We start from the raw sequence: 20026 nt of genomic DNA, 5'->3' as shown, positions 1-20026 counted from the left end.
CGAGCGTGTCAGCGGAGGAACTTGCGGAAGAGGTCCCGCTGGAAGGCGTTGTTGTCCTGCGCCGCGAAGTTCGTCGCCGCGGAGAGGAAGAACACCGACCGGCCGTCGGGCGCCCAGGCGGGACCCGCGGACCCCACCATGCCGAACAGGGTGGAGGAGCTGGTGCCGTTGGTGCCGTCGGGGCGCACCGACACCAGCTGGAGCCCTTGACTCGCGAGGTCCTTGACGTAGACGTCGTCCTCCACGTTCTTGTCGGCTCGGTCGACCAGGGCGAACGCCTGTGACGTGAACAGGATCTTGGTGCCGTCCGGGGACCACGCAGGAGTCCGACTGCCGTCGGGACTCACCACGAACTGACCATTCGGCCGCACCGAGACCGCCGAGACGGCGCCGGTCGCGAGGTTCTTGACGAACACGTCCTGGGCGGAGTTGTCGTCACCGGGGACGAGGTTGGTGGCCGCGGAGCTGTACGCCAGCCGGTTGCCCGTCGGCGCGAACGCCGGGTCCCCGCTGTAGTTGTCCGCCTGCGCCCCGCCGGCGGAGACGGACGCCCGCACGATGGCCCCGGTGTACACGTTCTTGACGAAGACGTCCCGGTTGACGTTGGTGTCGCCCGGCACCAGCTCGTGGGACGCGGACACGAACGCCACCCGCGTCGAGTCGGGGCTCCACGTGGGGTCGGAAGCATCGAGTGGCCCGGACCCGTCGGAGGGCAGGGCGCCCGACGCGTCGGCGCTGACCGGCACGTAGGTGTCCGTGCCCACCTGCCAGGCGAACATCTGCCAGCTGAAGTTGGTGTTGCCCGGGCACGGGTCGGTGGCGCAGCCGTCGACGAACTTGGAGCTGAAGGCGATCCAGGTCGCGTCCGGTGACCACGACGCGTCGGAGACCGCGGCCGCGATGTAGCCCACCGAGCCGTCGTCGATGCTCTTGGCCATCAGGAACGGGGCGTACGAGCCGTCGAGGGTGAACCCGTCGATCAGGTTGTTGGCATAGGTGGTGAAGAGCAGCTCGTGGCTGCCGGGCTTCCACCCGATCACCCGCGCCTCACCGGTGTAGCCGTTGTCGTTGCCCAGGACGCCGCTGGCCGACGTGTCCGCCACCCCGATGGCTCCGGTCGCCAGCGACTTGACGAACAGATGCATGAGCCCGTCGCTCGCGTCCGGGCTGAGGTTGGTCGCGTTGGACCAGAAGGCGACGTACCTCCCGTCGGGCGACACCGATGCGGAGTTGACCGAGCTCCCGTTGGCGCCGGCGCCCGCGGACGTCGCGTCGACCTGGCTGATCGCTCCGGTCGCGAACGGCGAGCCCGCTCCGGAGCCTGGGGTGAGCACGACCTTGTCCAGGAAGACCCCCTTGCCGCCCACGACCACCCGCACCTCGACCTTGCCCGAACCGCTGACCTGGACGGCCCGGAGGCGGACCTTCGCTGCCGCGGTCGAGACCGTCGTGCGGACCTTGCCCCCCACGACGATCTGGGCCTTCCCCCGGCGGGGGCCGAACTCGAAGGTGACCGAGACGCCCGACCCCGCGGCCTTCGTCGTCGCGGTCGCTCCCTTCATCGTGGACTTCGAGAGCGTCTGCCGATAGGCCTTCGATGCGGTCACCGCTCCCCAGCCCTTCGACCGCGCCAGCTGGCGGTCGTCGATCGTGGTCGCCGCCACGCGCTCGGTCGTCGTCGTCGCCGCAGCAGCCGGCCCGGCCGCCCCCGCGACCTCGGTCGGCGGCGCGAGGAGGACGAGCCCGGCGGCGACACAGAGCGCCGCGAGGGTGGGGTAGGTCTTCGACATCAGGTCACCTCGTGTCCGTGACGCGCCCGCCCGACCGGGCCGATCTCAGCAACCTAGGAGTCCGCCTCGCGGCGCGGTAATAGCCCGAACGGGCCACCCCGGACGAACGACCTCCGAGTTTGACAATCATTCTCAATCTGGCTGAGAATGATTCTCATGAAGAGACTTGCCGCCACCATCCCCGTCACGCTCGCGCTCACCGGGCTCACTCTCACCGGGTGCGCGGCGTTCACCGACGACGGCGGCGGCCCCGCCTCCGCTGCCGGCAAGGGGGCCGGCGGGGTCCGGGTCGCGGCGGCGTTCTACCCGCTCGCGTACGTCGCCGACCGGGTCGGCGGTGACCACGTCGACGTCACGAACCTCACCGCACCGGGCGGCGAGCCGCACGACCTCGAGCCGTCGGTCGCGGTGACCGCCGAGGTCGCCGGGGCCGGGCTCGTCGTCTACGAGCGCGGCTTCCAGCCGGCGGTCGACGCCGCGGTGGACGAGAACGCGGCCGGCGACGTCCTGGACGCGGCCGGCGTCGTCGACCTGGTGCCGTTCCGCGAGCACGGAGTCGACTCCGACGAGACCGACCCGCACTTCTGGCTCGACCCGCTGCTGCTCGCCGACGTCGCCGACGCCGTCGCCGACCGGCTCGAACAGGCCGACCCGGACCACGCCGCGGACTACCGCGCGAACGCCGCCGACCTGCGCGGCGACCTCGAGGGACTCGACCAGGAGTACGCCGACGGCCTCGCGAGCTGCACCCGCACCACCGTCGTCGTCAGCCACGACGCGTTCGGCTACCTGCAGCGCTACGGCGTCGAGATGGAGGCGATCCTCGGCCTCTCCCCCGAGGCCGAGCCGACCCCGGCCGACCTGGCCCGGCTGCAGGCCCTGATCCGCGCGGACGGGGTCACCACCGTCTTCTCCGAGTCGATCGTCAGCGCCAAGGCGGCCGAGGCCCTCGCCCGGGAGACCGGCGCGGAGAGCGACGTGCTCGACCCGATCGAGGGGCTGACCGACCGCACCGCCGACGAGGACTACCTTTCCCTCATGCGCGCCAACCTCGCCGCCCTCGAGAAGGCGAACGACTGTTGAGCGCGCCCGCACCAGGATCGGCCACCGGGCCCGTCGTCGAGCTCAGCGGCGGCGCCGTCGCCATCGCGGGCCGCCCGATCCTGCGCGGCATCGACCTCACGGTCCCCGCCGGGGAGTTCCTGGCGCTGATGGGCGCCAACGGGTCGGGCAAGTCGACGCTGGTGCGCGCGCTCACCGGGCTGCACCCGCTGGCCGCCGGGAGCCTGCGGCTGTTCGGGACGGCGTACGACGACTTCCACGACTGGCGCCGGGTCGGCTACGTCCCCCAGCGCGGCAGCGCGGCCTCCGGCGTGCCGGCCTCGGTGTGGGAGGTGGTCGCGTCGGGGCGGCTGACCCACCGCCCGCTGTTCCGCCGACTCGGGCGGCGCGACCGCGCGGCGATCGTCGACGCCCTGGAGGTGGTCGGCCTGGCCGACCGCGCGGGCGACGGCGTCTCGACGCTGTCCGGCGGCCAGCAGCAGCGGGTGCTGATCGCCCGCGCGCTGGCCGGGGAGCCCGAGCTGTTCTTCCTCGACGAGCCGACCGCGGGCGTCGACCTGCCCAACCAGCAGGTGCTCGCCGACAGCCTGGCGACGCTGTCGGGGCGGGGCGCGACCGTGGTGCTGGTGGCCCACGAGCTCGGCCCGATGGCTCCGCTGGTCGACCGTGCGGTGGTGATGCGCGACGGCCGGATCACCTACGACGGCCCGCCGCTGACCCACGACCAGGTGCACGAGCCCGAGCTCTCCGCGGACCTGGCGCTCGCCCACGTCGACGACCTCGACCCCGGGCACCACCACGACCACGCGACGGGGGCGCGCCACGACCACGCCCCGCACGTGGCATCGCCCCTCGACCGGCACGCCGAGGAGGACCGGTGAGCGACTACCTGGACCTGCTCGGCCTGCCGTTCATGCAGCGGGCGATCATCGCGGCGCTGTTCACCGGCCTGGCGGCCCCGGTCGTCGGCACCTACCTGGTGCAGCGCCGGCTCGCACTGATGGGCGACGGCATCGGTCACGTCGCGGTGACCGGCGTCGCGCTCGGCCTGCTGACCGGCGTCTCGCCGGTCTGGATGGCGGTGCTGGTCTCGGTGCTCGGCGCGATCCTGATCGAGGTGATCCGCGAGCGCGGCCACGCCAACGGCGACGTGGCGCTCGCACTCCTCTTCTACGGCGGTCTCGCGGGCGGCGTGCTGATCACCGGCCTCGCCGGCCAGAGCGGGGCGCGGCTGCAGACCTACCTCTTCGGGTCCATCACCACGATGTCGGAGGCCGACGTCCTGGTGACGATGGCGCTCGCGGGCGTCGTCGTCCTGCTGGGCGTCGGACTCGCCCCCCAGCTGTTCGCGGTCGCGCAGGACCAGGAGTTCGCCCGGGTGGCCGGGCTCAACATCCGGGCCTACAACGTCCTGGTCGCCGTGCTGGCCGCGGTCAGCGTCAGCGTGGCGATGCGGACCGTCGGGCTGCTGCTGGTCTCCGCGCTGATGGTGGTCCCGGTCGCGACCGCCCAGCAGCTGACCCGTTCGTTCCGCGGGACCCTCCTGGCGGCGATGGCCCTCGGGACCGTCGCCGCGGTCGGCGGGCTGCTGATCTCGGCCGCCGCCCCCGACGGCACCACCGTCGCCCCCGGGCCGGCGATCGTGCTGCTCGCCCTGGGCTGCTTCACCCTCTCCTGGCCGATCGGGGTCTGGCTGCGCGCGCGGCAGCGACTGCGCCGCCCGTTCCCCGTCGTCACGACCGCGGCACACCAAGCCGTCGGGGAGGACGAGCACCCGCACGAGCACGGCGAGGACTGCGGTCACGTGGCGGTCCAGCACGGCGACCACGTCGACTACGTCCACGACGGCCACCGGCACGCCCCGCACGGGAGGCACTATGACGAGCACTGAGCACGCGGAGACCCCGCGCCTGCGCCCGACCCGCCAGCGCCGCGCCGTCACCGAGGCGCTCGACTCGTTCAGCGACTTCCGCTCGGCCCAGGAGATCCACGAGCTGCTCGGCCGCCGCGGCGAGACCGTCGGGCTGGCCACGGTCTACCGCACCCTGCAGCGGCTCGCCGAGGCCGGCGACGTCGACGTGCTGCGCACCGAGGACGGCGAGGCGATCTACCGGCGCTGCTCCGAGGCGCACCACCACCACCTGGTCTGCCGCTCGTGCGGCGCGACGGTCGAGGTGGAGGGTCCCGCGGTGGAGCGGTGGACGAGGGCGATCGCCGCCGAGCACGGGTACGCCGAGGTCAGCCACACACTGGAGATCTTCGGCACCTGCGCGCGCTGCGGCTGAGCGCCGTACTCACACCGCCGGGCTCAGGCGTCCAGGGGCAGCCGCACGCGGAACACGCTGCCCCTGCCGAGCTCGCTCTCGACCTCGATCCGGCCACCGTGGCTCTCGACGATCGCCTTGGTGATGCTCAAGCCGAGCCCGACACCCTGGATCGAGCGCTCCTCGGCCTGGCGGGCGCGGAAGAAGCGGGTGAACAGGCGGTCCCGGTCGGCCGCGGCGATCCCGATCCCGGTGTCGGCGACGCACAGCTCGGCCCGGTCCCCGTCGAGGAGCAGGGTCACCTGCACGCAGCCACCGGCGCTGGTGTACTTCACGGCGTTCGAGACGAGGTTGTCGACGACCTGCGCCAGCCGCTCCTGATCGGCCCGCAGCACCAGCGTCGGCGGCAGCTCGAGGACGAGCTCGACGCCAGAGCGACGCGCCGCCGGGGCGGCGGCCTCCACGCAGTCCCGCACGACCGCAGCCAGGTCGACGGGCGCCCGCACCAGGGGCGCCCCGCCCTCGTCGAGGCGGGCGGTGTGCAGCAGGTCGGCGACCAGCCGGTGCAGCCGCCCACTGTTGCGGGCCATCACCTCGAGCTGGGCGACGACGTCGGCCGGCAGGTCGTCGCGCTCGAGCAGCATCTGCGTGTAGCCGACGATGGAGGTCAGCGGGGTGCGCAGCTCGTGGGAGACCGAGGCGACGAACTCGTCCTTGACCCGCAGCGCCCGCATGAAGTCGGTGACGTCCTTGTAGGCCAGCGAGGCGCCGGCGAGGGCCCCGGCCTCGTCCTCCACCCGGCGCGCGGAGACCGACAGCGCCCGGCGGGTCAGCGGGTCCGGGCCGACCCAGATCCGCACGTCCTCGAACTGCTCGCCCAGGCTCGCGCGGTGCGTCGGCATCTCCTCCGCGGCCAGCTCCCGGGTGCCGTCGGCGTCGTACACCGCGCCGAGCTGGCCTGCTCGCCCCTGGTGCCCCTCGGGGAAGGCGAGGCGGATGAAGTCGGCGTGCCGGCGGTTGATCCCCTGGTAGGCCCCTGACTCGTCCAGGAGCACCAGGCCCACGTCGACGGTGTCGAAGATCGCCTGGGAGACCCGACGCTGGTGCTCGATCACCTCGATGCCGGCCCGGACCCGCTCGAGCGCGTAGGAGATGGCCAGGGCGGCCCAGGTGGCGACCAGCGGGATCATCACGGTGCGGGTCAGGTTCGCCCCCGACGCCCCCAGGTAGAGCAGCCCCGGCCCGGCGAGCAGGAACGCGGTCGACAGGAGGACGACGACGGCGCCGCGCCGACCGTACTGGCGGCCGAGCCACAGCGCCGGCACCACTGCGAGCGTCCCGGTCGCGCCGCCGGCGGGGTCCATCCGGGAGAAGCCGAGGGCGAGGATGTCGACGGCCGGGAGGATGCCGACCGCCCAGACGGGCGCCCGCTCCCACGGCACCGCGATCGCGGCCGCCGAGGCGAGCGCCATGACGAGCAGCCCCAGGACCGGCCAAGAAGCCAGCGCCGGCGACGAGCCGCCGGCCGCGCGCAGCACGAAGTCGAGGAGGAACAGGGCGGCGAAGACACCCTGGAGCAGCTCCGGATCCGGGTCGTCGGCGAACAGCAGCCGGCGGTGCAACCCCGCGAGCCTCGTCGCCACCCTCCCCATGGCGCGGCTCAGTCCTCGCCCGGCGCCGGGGCGGCGACGGGGCCCTGGCTCGGTCCCGGCACGGGGTTCGGGGCGGCGCCGCCGTACCGGCGGTCCCGGCTCGCGTAGAGCTCGATCGCGTGCCAGAGGTGGCGCCGGTCGACGTCGGGCCACAGCACGTCGGTGAAGACCAGCTCGGAGTACGCCGCCTGCCACAGCATGAAGTTGGACAGCCGCTGCTCACCCGAGGTCCGCCAGACCAGGTCCGCGTCGGCGAGCTCGGGGACGTAGAGGTGCCGCGCGAAGACCTTCTCGTCGACCTTCTCGGGGTCCAGCCGTCCGGCGGCGACCTCGCGGGCGATGCTGCGTGCGGTGTCGGCGAGCTCGGCGCGCCCGCCGTAGTTGACGCACATCGTCAAGGTGAGCACGTCGTTGCGGCGGGTGAGCTCCTCGGCGACCTGCAGCTCCCGGATCACCGACTTCCACAGCCGCGGCGCACGCCCGGCCCACCGCACCCGGACACCGAGCTCGTGCATCTCGTCCCGACGGCGGCGGATCACGTCACGGTTGAAGCCCATGAGGAAGCGCACCTCGTCGGGCGAGCGCGACCAGTTCTCGGTGGAGAACGCGTACGCCGAGATCGCCTTGACCCCGATCTCGATGGCGCCCTCGACGACGTCGAACAGTGAGTGCTCGCCACGCTCGTGGCCCTTGGTCCGCGGCAGCCCGCGCTCCTTGGCCCAGCGGCCGTTGCCGTCCATGACGATGGCGACGTGCCGGGGCACGAGCTCTCGTGGGATCGCCGGGGGGCGCGCCCCCGTCGGGTGCGGCGTGGGCTGGCGCACGGCACGTCTCACGGCGCGAGCCTAGTCGGGGGACGGTCCTCAGGAGGCGAGTTGGGCGGCGTACGACGGGAGCACGACCCGGAACTCGCTGCCCCGGCCGGGCTCGCTGTCGACCTCGATCCGCCCGCCGTGGCTCTCCACGATCGACTTGGTGATCGACAGGCCGAGCCCGATGCCCTGGATCGCCCGGCGGCTGGCCTCCGCGCCGCGGAAGAACCGGCTGAACAGCCGGGCCCGTTCCGCGGGGTCGATCCCGATGCCGGTGTCCTGGACGGAGATCCGCACGGAGCCGTCGGCGACGACGATCGCCTGCACCCGGGCGCTCCCTCCCGGCTCGGTGTACTTGATCGCGTTGGACACCAGGTTGTCGACGACCTGGGCGAGCCGCTCGGGATCGCCGGTGAACGCGATGCTGTCCGGGACGTCGGCGTCCAGCCGGACGCCGCCCCGGGCGGCCTGCAGGCGCGCACCGGCGACGCACTCGCGGACGATCACGGCGAGGTCGGTGTCCTGCTCGCGCAGCGGCAGCGGTCGACCGGAGTGCTGGACCTCGTCGAGCAGGTCCTGGACCAGCCGCTCGAGCCGCTTGCCGTTGCGGTCGACCGCGTCGAGCTGCGTGCGCAGGACCGGGTCCAGGTCGTCGCGCTCCAAGGCGACGGCGACGTACCCCACGATCGAGGTCAACGGGGTGCGCAGCTCGTGCGAGACCAGGGCGACGAAGTCCTCCTTGACCTTCAAGGCGACGGCGAGCTCCGCTTCACGAGCCTCGGCGCGGGCCTGCGCGGTGCGCGCCGCGATCAGCGCGGCGTCGGTCGCGAACGCGCTGAAGCCCGCCAGGATCGTCAGCAGGAGCAGCCACTCCACGTGGGCGACGCCGGCACCGCGCGAGACCAGTCCCGGCACGGCGATGAACGCCACGGTCGCTCCCGTCGCCAGCGCTACCCCCCGCTGCCCCAGCTCGAGGCCCAGCCAGATCGACGGGAACACGACCAGCCCGGAGGCGATCCCGAGCTCGGAGCCCTGGGCGAGCATGCCGAGCGCAGCGATGTGGACGACCGCCAACGCCCGGGCCAGGACGTCGACCCGAGGAGCGGGCGCCGTCAGCACGATCAGGCTGCCGACGATCGCGATGACGACGCCGGCCACCGGCCACGAGAGCGGGGCGACCGGCCCCTCGGCGGCGATCCGGAACCCGAGGGCGATCGCCAGGATCAGCGTGAAGGACGACTGAAGGACGCGCGGATCCGGCTCGCCGCCGTTCCAGCACAGGTGCCGGACCACCCACCGGCACCGTGGCCCCCAGGCACGCATCGCTCACCTCCCGTCCTTCGTCCAGGGAAGGATCGGCGGGTGCTCCCAGAACCTGAGCCCGGGCCCGGCGCCGGGTTCGGGCCGGTGCGAGCACTCGGTGCGGCGCTGGATCAGCGCTCGACGTACGCCATCGACTTCAGGCCTCGCTCGAGGTGCCAGGCGAGGTAGGCGGCGACCAGGGTGCTGGCCTCCTTGAGGTTCCGGGCCGCAGCGGGGTCGACCACCGCCCAGTCGCCCGCGAGGAGGGCGCCGAGGAGCGCGACCGTCTCCGGGGCCGGCGACGCGGACCCCGGGACCCGGCAGGTCGAGCAGAGCATCCCGCCCATCGACGGGTTGAACCAGCGGTGGGCGCCCTCGGCGGACAGCGTGCCGCAGCGCGCGCAGTGCTCGAAGGACGGGGCGTAGCCGGCGACCGCGAGCGAGCGCAGCAGGTAGGAGTCGAGCACCTGGCCGGGTGCATGCTCCCCCGCGACCATCGCCCGCAGGCCGCCGACCAGGAGCAGGAACTGCTGAACCGACGGCTCCCGCTCCTCGGCCACCAGACGATCGGCGGTCTCGAGCATCACCGTGCCGGCGGTGTAGCGGTCGTAGTCGAGGCCCAGGCCCTTGGAGAACGGGGTCAGCGTCTCCGCCTGGGTGATCGTGTCCAGGTTGCGGCCCTCGGCCAGCTGCAGGTCGACGTGGGTGAACGGCTCGAGCCTCGACCCGAATCGCGACGTGGTGCGGCGCACCCCCTTGGCGACCGCCCGGACCCGGCCCCGCTGCCGGGTGAGGAGGGTGACGATCCGGTCAGCCTCACCCAGCTTGTGGGTGCGGAGCACGATCGCCTCGTCGCGGTACAGCACCCCTCCATTGTGCCGGGTGCGTGCGCGTTTCAGGCGCCGGAGCGGCGGTGGCGGCGCGGCGTCTTCCAGCACCCGGTGGCCAGGCCGATCGCGGCCCGGTCGAGACGCTCGGGGGTGAGTCGCCACTCGAGCAGCGAGTGTGCCCGCACGAAGGTCCCGCGCGGGAGCTCCTCGGCGAGCATCCTGGCGTCGGCGAGCGGGTGCATCGGGTCGCCCGGGTGGCCGACGACCAGCGCGGGCACCGGGATCGCGCGGCGTTCCCGGGCCGAGGGCGCCGCGCGGCCGAAGAACAACCCATGCAGCAGCGCCGCCATCGCCCCGGGCCGCTGGTCGCAGGCGTCGAGCGCGATGCCGGCCCAGAACGGCACGATCCCCCGCGGCACCGGACGGGTCAGCCTGCGCACGGCCCAGACGGAGAGCGGCAGGAAGCGAGCGGCGAGCAGGAGCGGGCCGAAGGCGAGGATCCCGGCCTCCACGCCGTTGTCGAGCAGCGGGGCGTCGATGATCAGGCCGCGCACCCGACCGGACGCGATCGCCGCGGCCTCGAGCGCGACGTTGGCGCCGAGCCCGGTGCCGCCGACCACCGCCTGGGCGACGCCCAGGTGGTCGAGGAGCGCGACGGCCTGCTCGGCGAACGCCGTCACCGAGTAGGCGTGCGGGTCCGCCGGCCGGTCGGACCGGCCGTGGCCGAGGGGGTCGAGGGTGACCACGTGCAGCCCCTCCGCAGCGAGCACCCGGGCCAGGGGCTGCTGCATCCGGCGCGGCATCAGCTCCCCGGGCAGCAGGAGCACCCACGCGTCACCGGAGCCGTACTCGGTGTACTCGAGGCGATCACGGCCGGCCTCCGTCTCCACGAAGAACTGCCCGATCCGCTCCGACACCAGCATGGGCCCAACATAGGCCACCGGCGGCAGGCAGATCCCCGATCCCCGCGCGTGGGAGCGTGCGCTCCGGGCGCGGGTGGACGAGACTGCACCCATGTCTTGGTCTGGTCGCGGGCAGCTCGGCTGGCCCGCGACCATCGGCCTGCTGGCAGGGGTCTACGTCGCAGGCGTCGGCGCGGTCGCGTTCGCGCCCCAGGACGATCCCGTCGCGACCTGGTGGCCGGCGGCGGGCATCGCGGCGGTGCTCGTGGCTTCGAGCCCGCGCCGGCGCTGGTGGCTGCTCGCGCTGGGGATCTGCGTCGTGAGCGGGATCGCGAACCTCTCGGCGGGCCGGCCTCTGGACGTCTCGGCCGCGTTCGGCGTGGCCAACACCTCGGACGCGGTCGTGGCCAGTGCTGTGCTGCTGTACGGACGGGACCGACTGCCGAGCCTCGACTCGCCCGAAGACTTCATCCGACTCGTCACCGCCGCCTTTCTCGGCGGCCTCACGATGGCGACGATCGGGGCCACGGGCGTCCATCTCCTCGAAGGCGGCTCGTTCGGACGGATCTGGCTCTCGCTCGGCGCCTCACACGCTGCGGCCACACTCGTGATCGTGCCGGTCGCCATGGCGCGGCCCGCAGCGCGGAGCACGCGTCGCTGGGAGGCCCCGCTCCAGGTGGTCGCGCTCGCGACGATGACGCTCGTCGTGTTCTCCCCCCACCAGTCGCTGTCGCTGTCCTTCCTGCCACTCCCCTTGATCGTCTGGGCGGCGTTGCGCTTCGACCTGCGTCTCGCGGCCTGGGAGCTGGTGGGCTTCGCGGTCCTGGTCACCTTCCTGACCGCGCAGGGCTACGGACCGTTCGGCGATCACTACCGCACCGGAGAGCTCGACGCCCGGTCCATGGGGTCGCTCTCCCAGCTCTACCTGATGTGCACAGCACTGCTGTGCCTGCCCCTCGCGATCGCGGTCGGTCAGCGTCGGCGGCTGCTCGACCGGCTGACGTCCAGCGAGCGGCTCTTCCGCCGCAACTTCACCGAGTCCCTGATCGGCATGGTCCTGATGCGCAGCGGCGACACCCCGCTCGAGATCGTCGACGTCAACGAGGCGGCGGCGCGGATCGTCGGCCGCACCGGCTCGCCCGTGGGCCGCGACCTGGCCGAGCTGCTCGACACCACCGAGCCGCTGGAGCTGATCGCCGCGCAGATGCTCGCGGGCGACCTCGACGGGTGGCGCGCGCAGACCGGGCTGAGGGACCGCCGCGGGTCCCGGGTCAACGTCGCGGTCTCGCTGCTGACCAACGACCCGGAGCCGACCTTCTCGGCGCAGCTGCAAGACGTCACGGCGGAGTACGATGCGCGCCGCCGGCTGGAGGCCGCCGAGAAGCTGACCAGCGCGACCCTCGACACCACCGCGGCGATGATCCTCGTGACGGACCTGATGGGGGTCGTCGTCCGCGTCAACGGCGCGACGACCACGCTCACCGGCTTCGACGAGGACGAGCTGGTCGGGGTGGCGGTCTGGGACCTCCCGTTCGCCCCGCCCGGCTCCGACGGCTACCCGGCCGGCCTCCCGGACACCCCCGAGGGCCAGGTCGGCCGGGAGACCGACGTGGTGACCCGCTCGGGCCAGCGCCGGCGGATCCAGTGGAACACCGGGTACGTCCACGACGACCGCGACCGGCCGACCCACATCGTGCTCACCGGCACCGACCTCACCATGGAGCGGATGACCGCGGGCCTGAACCGACACCTCCTCGAGGCCGCCATCACCACGGCCCTCATCGGGATCGACACCCAGGGCCGGATCACGGTCTTCAACCCGGGCGCCGTGAACCTGCTCGGCTATGACGGCCAGGACACGGTCGGCACGCCGTTCGTGGATCTCTTCGATCCCGAGCAGCTCGCCGAGCGCCTGTCCGGGGCCACCGGCGAGGAGGCTTTCGCCCGCCTGGTCGCGGGCATCGACAGCGGCGCGGACACCGGAACCCGGGACTGGACGTGGATCGGCGCCGACGGCCGCCGCCACACGGTCTCGATGTCGCTCAGCGTCGCCGCCGACACCTTCGCCGCACGAGTCGGCTACCTGTGTGCCGGCCGCGACGTCACCGAGGCACGCGCCAGCCAGGAGATGCTCGTCGCCGCACTCGAGAAGGAGCGGCTGGCGGTCGAGCGGCTGCGCCAGCTCGACGTGGCGAAGAGCGAGTTCGTCTCGACCGTGAGCCACGAGCTGCGCACCCCCGTGGCCAGCATCGTGGGCTACACCGAGCTGCTCGAGGACGGCACCGTCGTCGACCCGGCCCCGGAGCAGCGCCCGATGCTGGAGAGCATCGCCCGCAACGGCCAGCGGCTGATCCTGCTCTGCGACGACCTGCTCACGCTCAGCGGGCTGGACTCGGGCGCCACCGCCTGGCAGCACGACACCCTCGACCTGGCCACGCTGCTGCCGCCCGCCGAGGAGGCGATCCGCCCCCAGCTCACCGGCCGCGACCTCGAGCTGTCGATGCTCGCGGAGCCGGCGCCGGTCCTGGTGCTCGGCGACCGGGTCCAGCTCGAGCGGGCGCTGATCAACCTGCTGGGCAACGCGGTCAAGTTCACCGAGGACGGCGGTCGCATCGAGTGCCGGGTCGGCCGGCAGGACGACGAGGCCTGGCTGTCGATCAGCGACACCGGGCTCGGGATCCCCGTGGAGGAGCAGAACGGGCTGTTCCAGCGCTTCTTCCGCTCCTCCACCGCGCAGGCGCATGCGATCCAGGGCACCGGCCTGGGGCTGTCGATCGTGGCCGCCACGGTCGCTGCCCACGGTGGGCGGATCGACGTCGACTCCGCCCACCTGCAGGGCACCACCTTCACCGTCCGACTGCCCCTGGCCCGTTAGGCCCGCCCGTCAAGCCCTGTTGACGGCGCTGATCACGGCCTTCAGCGACGCGGTGACGATGTTGGCGTCGACGCCGACGCCCCAGTAGACCTGGTCGCGGACCAGGCACTCGACGTACGCCGCCGCGAGCGCGTCGCCGCCGGCGGAGAGTGCGTGCTCGGCGTAGTCGAGGACCCGGACGTCCCAGTCGTTCGGGAGCTCGTTGATCGCGCTGACGAAGGCCGCGATCGGGCCGTTGCCGACCCCGTGCAGCGACATCAGCTCGCCGTGGACGTAGACGTTCACGTCGAGCGCGTCCTTCTCCCCCGCCGCCGACGAGGTGTGCACGGAGTTGAGCTCGAGGGGCGTCCGACGGTCGAGGTACTCGGCTGAGAACACCGACCAGATCTCGTCGGGCGACATCTCGCCGCCCTCGGCGTCGGTGCGCTCCTGGACCACCCGGCTGAACTCGATCTGCGCGCGGCGGGGCAGGTCGAGCTTGTGCTCGGCCTTCAGGATGTAGGCCACGCCGCCCTTGCCGGACTGGCTGTTCACCCGGATCACGGCCTCGTAGGTGCGGCCGACGTCCTTCGGGTCGATCGGCAGGTACGGCGCCTCCCAGGGCAGCTCCCCCACCGGCACGCCCTGCTCGGCGGCCTGCCGGTCCAGGTCCTCCAGGCCCTTCTTGATCGCGTCCTGGTGGGAGCCGGAGAACGCCGTGTAGACCAGGTCGCCGGCGTACGGGTGTCGCGGGTGGACGGGCAGCTGGGTGCAGTACTCGACCGTGCGCCGGATCTCGTCGATGTCGGAGAAGTCGACCTGCGGGTCGACGCCCTGGCTGAACAGGTTCAGCCCCAGCGTGACCAGGTCGACGTTGCCGGTGCGCTCGCCGTGCCCGAACAGGCAGCCCTCGACCCGGTCCGCGCCGGCCATCACGGCCAGCTCGGTCGCCGCGACCGCGGTGCCGCGGTCGTTGTGCGGGTGCAGCGAGATCACCGTGTTCGCGCGCCGGGTCAGCTGGCGGGAGAACCACTCGATCTGGTCGGCGTACACGTTCGGGGTCGCGACCTCGACGGTCGCCGGCAGGTTCAGGATGATCTCGCGGCCGTCGTCGGGCTGCCAGACGTCCGAGACCGCCTCGCAGACCTCCACCGAGAACGGCAGCTCGGTGCTGGTGAAGATCTCCGGGCTGTACTCGTAGCCGATGACGGTCGTGTCGAGGTTGTTCTCGACGTGCTTCATCACCAGCTGGGTGCCGCGCACGGCGATGTCCTTGACCTCGTCCTTGCTGGCCCGGAACACCACACGGCGGAACAGCGGCGCGAGCGCGTTGTAGAGGTGGATGTTCGCGCGGGGTACGCCGATCAGCGACTGCACGCTGCGCTCGATCAGGTCCTCGCGGGCCTGGGTCAGCACCGAGATCGTGACGTCGTCGGGGATGTGGTCGCTCTCGATGAGCTGGCGCACGAAGCTGAAGTCGGTCTCGCTGGCCGACGGGAAGCCGACCTCGATCTCCTTGTAGCCCATCCGCACGAGCAGGTCGAACATCTTCAGCTTGCGGGCGGGTGACATCGGGTCGATCAGTGCCTGGTTGCCGTCGCGCAGGTCGGTGGAGAGCCACCGGGGTGCCTGGGTGATCGTGCGCTGCGGCCAGCTGCGGTCGGGCAGGTCGATCGGGGGGAACGGGCGGTAGCGCCGGAACGGCATACCGCTGGGCTGCTGCTGGGGAATGGTCATGATGTCCTCGCTCGGGTCGGTGCGGGGCCGGCGCACGCAGTCACTCCGCAGCGAGGGGGTCCGGACTCTGCCCTGGTGGGCTCAGACCTCGCTGCGGCAGCGAAGGAGGAGGCTGCGCGTCATGACGGGGCCACTCTAGCCCACGTGGTGTCAGGGCCGGAACAGGACCTTGACCATCCCGTCGTCCTTGGCCTGGAAGGACGCGTACGCCTGAGGTGCCGCGTCGAGCGGCAGGTGGTGGGTCGCGAAGCCCTCGACGTCGAGGTGGTCCTCGTCCTGCTCGAGCAGCGTCCGCAGCTCGTCGGTCCAGGCCCGGACGTTCGCCTGGCCCATCCGCAGCTGCAGCTGCTTGTCGAAGAGCTGCATCATCGGCATCGGGTCGGAGGTGCCGCCGTACACCCCCGAGATCGAGACGGTCCCGCCCCGGCGGACCGCCTCGAACGCCAGGTAGAGCGCCGCGAGCCGCTCGACGCTCAGGTTGGTCATCATCAGCTGCTGGAGCTTCTTGGGCAGCAGCCGCAGCGACTTCTGCACCGCCTCGGCGACCGGCGAGCCGTGCGCCTCCATGCCGACGGCTTCGAGCACGCTGTCCGCGCCGCGGCCCCCGGTCAGGCCCCGGACCTGCTCGGCGACGTCGTCGATCTCCCCGAGGTCGAGGATCTCCGCGCCCCGGGCGGAGACCCGAGCGAGCCGCTCGGGCACCCGGTCGACGACGATCACCCGGATCCCGCGGTGCAGCGCGATCCGGGTGGCCATGTCCCCGATCGGCCCGGCGCCGAGCACGAGGAGGGTGCCGCCCTCGGGCACCCCGGCGTACGCGATGCCCTGCCAGGCCGTCGGCAGCACGTCGGACAGGTAGATGAACCGGTCGTCGGGGGGCCCGTGCGGCACCTGCACGGGCAGGAAGTCCGCGAACGGCACCCGCAGCAGCTCGGCCTGGCCGCCGGGGACCGCGCCGTACAGCGAGCTGTAGCCGAACAGGCTCGCGCCGGTGCCCGTGTCGCGGTTCTGCGTGGTCTCGCACTGGCTGTGGAGCCCGCGCTCGCACATCCAGCAGGAGCCGCAGCTGATGTTGAAGGGGACGACCACCCGGTCCCCGACGGCGAGCTCCGTCACCTCCGAGCCGACCGCCTCGACCACGCCCATCGGCTCGTGACCGACGATGTCGCCCGGCGTCATGAACGGGGTGAGCGGGTCGTAGAGGTGCAGGTCCGACCCGCACAGCCCGGTCGTGGTGACCCGGATGATCGCGTCCGTCGGCTCCTCGATCCGGGGGTCGGGCACCTCCTCGACACGGATGTCCTTGCGGCCCTGCCAGGTCACTGCCTTCATGCTCCTCGGACGTCCTCTCAGCTGCGGTCGACGGTTCCTCGCCGGGTACCCAGCACGAGCCCGCCCACACGCCGATCACCCCACCCCTGGGGGTGGTCTTCGGGTGCTTCCGGCGGCCCGGGGTTTCTCGCCAGAACCGCCCGGGTAAGGGTTTGGACGTGGCGTCCGACGCCGATGAGGGTTGCGCTGCCGGGCTCAGCCGGTAGCGTCGTCGGGAGGAGACGGACGCACGAACCTTGCTGAAGAAGCCGGCAAGGACCCATCACTCGGGATGGAGAACGCCCGATGACCACGTTGCCCGCCCCCTCCACCGACGCTCCTCCGGACCGGCTCGACCCGAGCCTGGACCCCACGCGGGACCCCGACTGCGGCCTGACCCGCCCCGAGCGCGCCGAGCACACGGCGCGCCTGCTCGACGAGGCCCAGCACAGCGACGACGCAGGCGAGCGCGAGGAGGTGCTCGGCCGGGTCGTCGTGATCAACCGCGGTGTCGCGGATGCGGTCGCCGCCCGGTTCCGCAACCGCGGGATCCCCCAGGAGGACCTGCGCCAGGTCGCCTACGAGGGCCTGACCAAGGCCGTGCACCGGTTCGACCCCGAGCTGCGCAACGACCTGCTCACCTACGCCGTCCCCACCATCCGCGGCGAGCTGCAGCGCTACTTCCGCGACCAGGGCTGGACGGTGCGGCCCCCGCGGCGCATCCAGGAGCTCCAGTGGCGGGTGAACCAGGTGATCGAGCGGCTCACCCAGGAGCGCGGCCGGGAGCCCTCCGAGGACGAGATCGCCGCCGAGCTCGACACCACGGTCGAGGAGTACCGCGACGCCGCCTCGGCCTTCGGCTGCTTCCAGCCCACCTCCCTCGACCAGCCAGTGGGCCACGAGGGCGAGACTCCGGTCGGCGAGCTGATCGCCGGTGCGGACGCCGACGGGCCCGCGACCGAGGCCCGGATGCTGCTCGCGCCCGTCGTACGCCGGCTCCCCGAGCGGCACCGCCGGATCCTCTACCTGCGGTTCTTCGAGGACCTCACCCAGGAGGAGATCGGCCGCGACCTCGGCGTCACCCAGATGCAGGTCTCGCGCCTGCTCAGCCGGATCCTCGGGGACCTCAGGGACGAGCTCAAGGAGGCCGGGTGAGCGGACCCCGCACGCTCGCGGCACAGTTCGCCGAGCTGAGCGGCGACCTCCTGAGCGACCCCGACGAGACGGTCACGTTCGAGCGGGTGGTCCAGCGCGCGGTCGAGACGATCCCGGCGTGCACGATGGCCGGCATCATGCTGCGGGTGCGGCGTGGCCGGGTCCAGACCGTCGCCGCGACCCACGACGACGTCGAGCGCCTCGACCAGCTCCAGCACGAGCACGGCGAGGGCCCGTGCCTCGACGTCGCGTTCGACCGGGAGAACTGCATCGTGCAGCAGACCGCGACCGACACCCGCTACCCGCGCTGGGCCGCTGACGCGCTCGACCGCGGGGTGCGCGCCGCCATGGCGATCCGGCTGCACACCGAGACCGAGACCCTCGGCGCGCTGAACCTGTACGCCGACCGGGCCGGCGCGTTCGACCAGGAGACCGTCGACGTCGCGCTGATCTACGCCGCGCACGCGACCGAGGCGATGCGCAAGGCCCGCCTGGTCTCCGGGCTGCAGGCGGCCCTGGAGTCGCGCCACCTGATCGGCATGGCGCAGGGCGTGCTGGCCGTGCGCTACGGCCTGACCTACGAGCGCGCCTTCGACGTGCTGCACCGGTTCTCCAACGACCACAACGTCAAGCTGCGCGACCTCGCCCGGCAGGTGATCGAGGACCGCGGACTGCCGGGTGACCGGCCGGATGACGAGCGAGCCGGCACGGATCAGCCGGGCGGGCCCTCGATCGTCTCGTAGGGCACCCGGGTCAGCTCGAGCACCAGCTCCGCCACGCTCCCGGCCGGTGTCCGCAGCACCACGGGGGCATGGGCGGAACCGGCGCCGGGGACGGCGTCGCTGAGCACCTGCACCGCGCCACTGCACAGCAGCGTCACCGCCGAGAGGTCGACCACGACCGGGCGGTCCGGCCCGGCCGTCGAGCGGCGGACCTCTGCCGCGAGGCGGTCGACGCTCAGTGGGTCGACGGCGCCGCTCAGCGCCAGGTCGCCACTCGCGCTGCGCCGGACGCTGAGGCCCGGCTGCTCCCGCGCCGCCCGGGTCTCCGCGCCCGCACCGCCGGGCGTCGCGGTGAGCAGGTGCGCCGGGCGCAGGGCCCGGTGCCGCACCCGCAGATGGGTCCCCGTGTCGGCCGGCACCCGCTCCAAGTGGTCGACGAAGCCGCTGGCCAGGGCCAGGCCGCGGTGCGTCCCGCCGGGTGGGCGCGGCCGCCACCGGCCCCGGTCCGACACGTCGACCTCGATGCACCCCGCATCGGTGTGGGTGGCTCGGACCCGCACCGAGGTGTGCAGCGCCTGCGAGCCGGGAGGGTAGGCGTGCTCGACCGCGTTGCCCACCAGCTCCCCGACCGCCTGCTGGAGGGCGAGCTGGTCGATCGAGGACAGCCGCAGGTCGGCCAGCCACCCGCCGAGCTCGAGGCGGACCACCCGGACGGTGTCCGGCAGCGCGGGCAGGTCGAGCAACAGGTCCTCGGTGCGGCTGGGGAGCAGCTGCGCGGCCAGCACGGTGACGTCGTCGGCGACCCCGGTGCGCCGCGTCAACCGCTCCAGCGTGAGCTCGCAGGCGGCCTCGGCGACGGCCCCGGCCGCGGCCGGTGCGGCCTCCCGGCAGGCGTCGGTGGCCGCCGCGAGCAGGTCGTCCAGGCTCGACGCCGCCGCCGCGTCCGGGCGGACCAGCAGGCCATCGGTGTAGAGCAGCAGCAGGTCGCCCGGGCCGAGGGCGGCCTCCGCTGCCTGCAGCGGCGTACCGCTCCCCAGCGGGCCGCCCCCGGTGACCGGCAGGAAGGCGGCGGACCCGTCGGCGCGCACCACCAGCGGCGGCGGGTGGCCCGCGGTGCAGTAGCGCAGGGACCCCCGCTCGCCGGCCGCCGGGTCGACGAGCGCGACGACCGCGGTCGCACCGCGCGCCTCGGGCAGGGCGGCGGCGAACCGGGACGCCTCCTCGAGCGCCTCGACGGGGTCCTCCCGAGCGAGCAGCGCGGCGGTGAGCACCGCTCGCAGCTGGCCCATGGTCGACGCCGCGGTGACGCCCTGGCCCACGACGTCGCCGACGACCAGCCCGACCCGGCCGTCGCCCAGGGGGACCGTGTCGAACCAGTCACCACCGGCCGACCGGTCATCCTCGGAGAGCAGGTACCGGGCCGCCACGTCGACCCTGGGCAGCGCGACCACGCCGACCGGCAGGAGGGCGTCTTGCATGGCGGTGACGACGTACCGGTCGCGCTGCCTGATTCCTTCCCGGTCCACCTCACACCCCCTCGTCCGTGCGTGCCTGCGCCCAGCTGCCCGGTGGCGGGCACCTGGTCCCTGCGGCCCGGGTACCCCATCCGTCCCGGATCACTACGCCGGGGGCC

At 73.0% G+C, this 20026-nt stretch carries 16 protein-coding genes; 7 read left to right on the top strand and 9 right to left on the bottom strand.

Annotation, left to right across the window (positions count from 1 at the left end):
• Nucleotides 1-8: 8 nt before the first annotated feature.
• Complete coding sequence (locus NOCA_RS11230; protein ID WP_011755395.1) at nt 9-1790, bottom strand: TolB family protein; 1782 nt, start codon at nt 1788-1790, stop codon at nt 9-11.
• Nucleotides 1791-1946: 156 nt separating this feature from the next.
• On the opposite strand from NOCA_RS11230, the gene NOCA_RS11225 reads away from it, so the two are divergent.
• The 4 genes from NOCA_RS11225 to NOCA_RS11210 are packed head-to-tail and all read left to right on the top strand — an operon-like array spanning nt 1947 to nt 5137.
• Entirely contained in the window at nt 1947-2873 is a 927-nt protein-coding gene (locus tag NOCA_RS11225; RefSeq protein WP_049774314.1) for a metal ABC transporter substrate-binding protein, read from the top strand.
• Nucleotides 2870-3733, top strand: coding sequence for a metal ABC transporter ATP-binding protein (locus tag NOCA_RS11220; RefSeq protein ID WP_011755393.1), 864 nt, complete (start codon nt 2870-2872; stop codon nt 3731-3733). Before NOCA_RS11225 ends, NOCA_RS11220 begins: the two co-directional genes overlap by 4 nt.
• Entirely contained in the window at nt 3730-4743 is a 1014-nt protein-coding gene (locus NOCA_RS11215) for a metal ABC transporter permease (protein ID WP_011755392.1), read from the top strand. Before NOCA_RS11220 ends, NOCA_RS11215 begins: the two co-directional genes overlap by 4 nt.
• A complete protein-coding gene (locus tag NOCA_RS11210; RefSeq protein ID WP_011755391.1) occupies nt 4730-5137 on the top strand; it encodes a Fur family transcriptional regulator in 408 nt (135 codons plus the stop codon). The genes NOCA_RS11215 and NOCA_RS11210 overlap by 14 nt, the downstream gene beginning before the upstream one ends.
• Nucleotides 5138-5160: 23 nt before the next feature.
• Here the strand turns inward: NOCA_RS11210 and NOCA_RS11205 are convergent, their stop codons facing one another.
• From NOCA_RS11205 to NOCA_RS11185, 5 genes are all read right to left on the bottom strand, one after another.
• A complete protein-coding gene (locus NOCA_RS11205) occupies nt 5161-6768 on the bottom strand; it encodes a sensor histidine kinase (protein ID WP_011755390.1) in 1608 nt (535 codons plus the stop codon).
• An 8-nt stretch (nt 6769-6776) separates the two neighbouring features.
• The gene (locus tag NOCA_RS11200; protein ID WP_041546476.1) at nt 6777-7604 is read right to left on the bottom strand and encodes an isoprenyl transferase; all 828 of its coding nucleotides are present in this window, start codon (nt 7602-7604) and stop codon (nt 6777-6779) included.
• Nucleotides 7605-7631: 27 nt separating this feature from the next.
• Nucleotides 7632-8873: a sensor histidine kinase gene (locus NOCA_RS25750; RefSeq protein WP_049774313.1), complete on the bottom strand. Its 1242-nt coding sequence runs from the start codon at nt 8871-8873 to the stop codon at nt 7632-7634.
• A 140-nt stretch (nt 8874-9013) separates the two neighbouring features.
• The gene (gene recO / locus NOCA_RS11190; RefSeq protein ID WP_011755387.1) at nt 9014-9748 is read right to left on the bottom strand and encodes a DNA repair protein RecO; all 735 of its coding nucleotides are present in this window, start codon (nt 9746-9748) and stop codon (nt 9014-9016) included.
• Nucleotides 9749-9777: 29 nt separating this feature from the next.
• On the bottom strand, nt 9778-10635 hold the full coding sequence (locus NOCA_RS11185) for an alpha/beta fold hydrolase (RefSeq protein ID WP_158305661.1): 858 nt from the start codon (nt 10633-10635) through the stop codon (nt 9778-9780).
• A gap of 91 nt (nt 10636-10726) precedes the next feature.
• Here NOCA_RS11185 and NOCA_RS11180 point away from each other — a divergent pair, with 91 nt between their 5' ends.
• Complete coding sequence (locus NOCA_RS11180; RefSeq protein ID WP_011755385.1) at nt 10727-13489, top strand: PAS domain S-box protein; 2763 nt, start codon at nt 10727-10729, stop codon at nt 13487-13489.
• A 9-nt stretch (nt 13490-13498) separates the two neighbouring features.
• Here the strand turns inward: NOCA_RS11180 and leuA are convergent, their stop codons facing one another.
• The gene (gene leuA / locus NOCA_RS11175) at nt 13499-15205 is read right to left on the bottom strand and encodes a 2-isopropylmalate synthase (protein WP_041547409.1); all 1707 of its coding nucleotides are present in this window, start codon (nt 15203-15205) and stop codon (nt 13499-13501) included.
• A 150-nt stretch (nt 15206-15355) separates the two neighbouring features.
• Nucleotides 15356-16537 carry a zinc-dependent alcohol dehydrogenase gene (locus NOCA_RS11170; protein WP_011755383.1) on the bottom strand — a complete coding sequence of 394 codons (1182 nt, stop codon included), beginning with the start codon at nt 16535-16537 and terminating at the stop codon, nt 15356-15358.
• 285 nt (nt 16538-16822) lie between these two features.
• Between NOCA_RS11170 and NOCA_RS11165 the strand changes: the two genes are divergently transcribed.
• Both NOCA_RS11165 and NOCA_RS11160 read left to right on the top strand, forming a co-directional pair.
• The gene (locus NOCA_RS11165) at nt 16823-17671 is read left to right on the top strand and encodes a sigma-70 family RNA polymerase sigma factor (protein ID WP_011755382.1); all 849 of its coding nucleotides are present in this window, start codon (nt 16823-16825) and stop codon (nt 17669-17671) included.
• The gene (locus NOCA_RS11160; RefSeq protein ID WP_011755381.1) at nt 17668-18414 is read left to right on the top strand and encodes a GAF and ANTAR domain-containing protein; all 747 of its coding nucleotides are present in this window, start codon (nt 17668-17670) and stop codon (nt 18412-18414) included. The genes NOCA_RS11165 and NOCA_RS11160 overlap by 4 nt, the downstream gene beginning before the upstream one ends.
• Here NOCA_RS11160 and NOCA_RS11155 read toward each other — a convergent pair.
• Nucleotides 18384-19919, bottom strand: a complete 1536-nt coding sequence (locus NOCA_RS11155) for a SpoIIE family protein phosphatase (RefSeq protein ID WP_011755380.1) — start codon at nt 19917-19919, stop codon at nt 18384-18386. The two genes, NOCA_RS11160 and NOCA_RS11155, sit on opposite strands and share 31 nt — an antisense overlap.
• Nucleotides 19920-20026 lie beyond the last annotated feature (107 nt).

It is taken from the genome of Nocardioides sp. JS614 (assembly GCF_000015265.1).
Classification (GTDB): Bacteria; Actinomycetota; Actinomycetes; order Propionibacteriales; family Nocardioidaceae; genus Nocardioides.
Note: the sequence above shows the minus strand (reverse complement) of the source record. Positions and strands in the feature narration are given on the sequence as shown.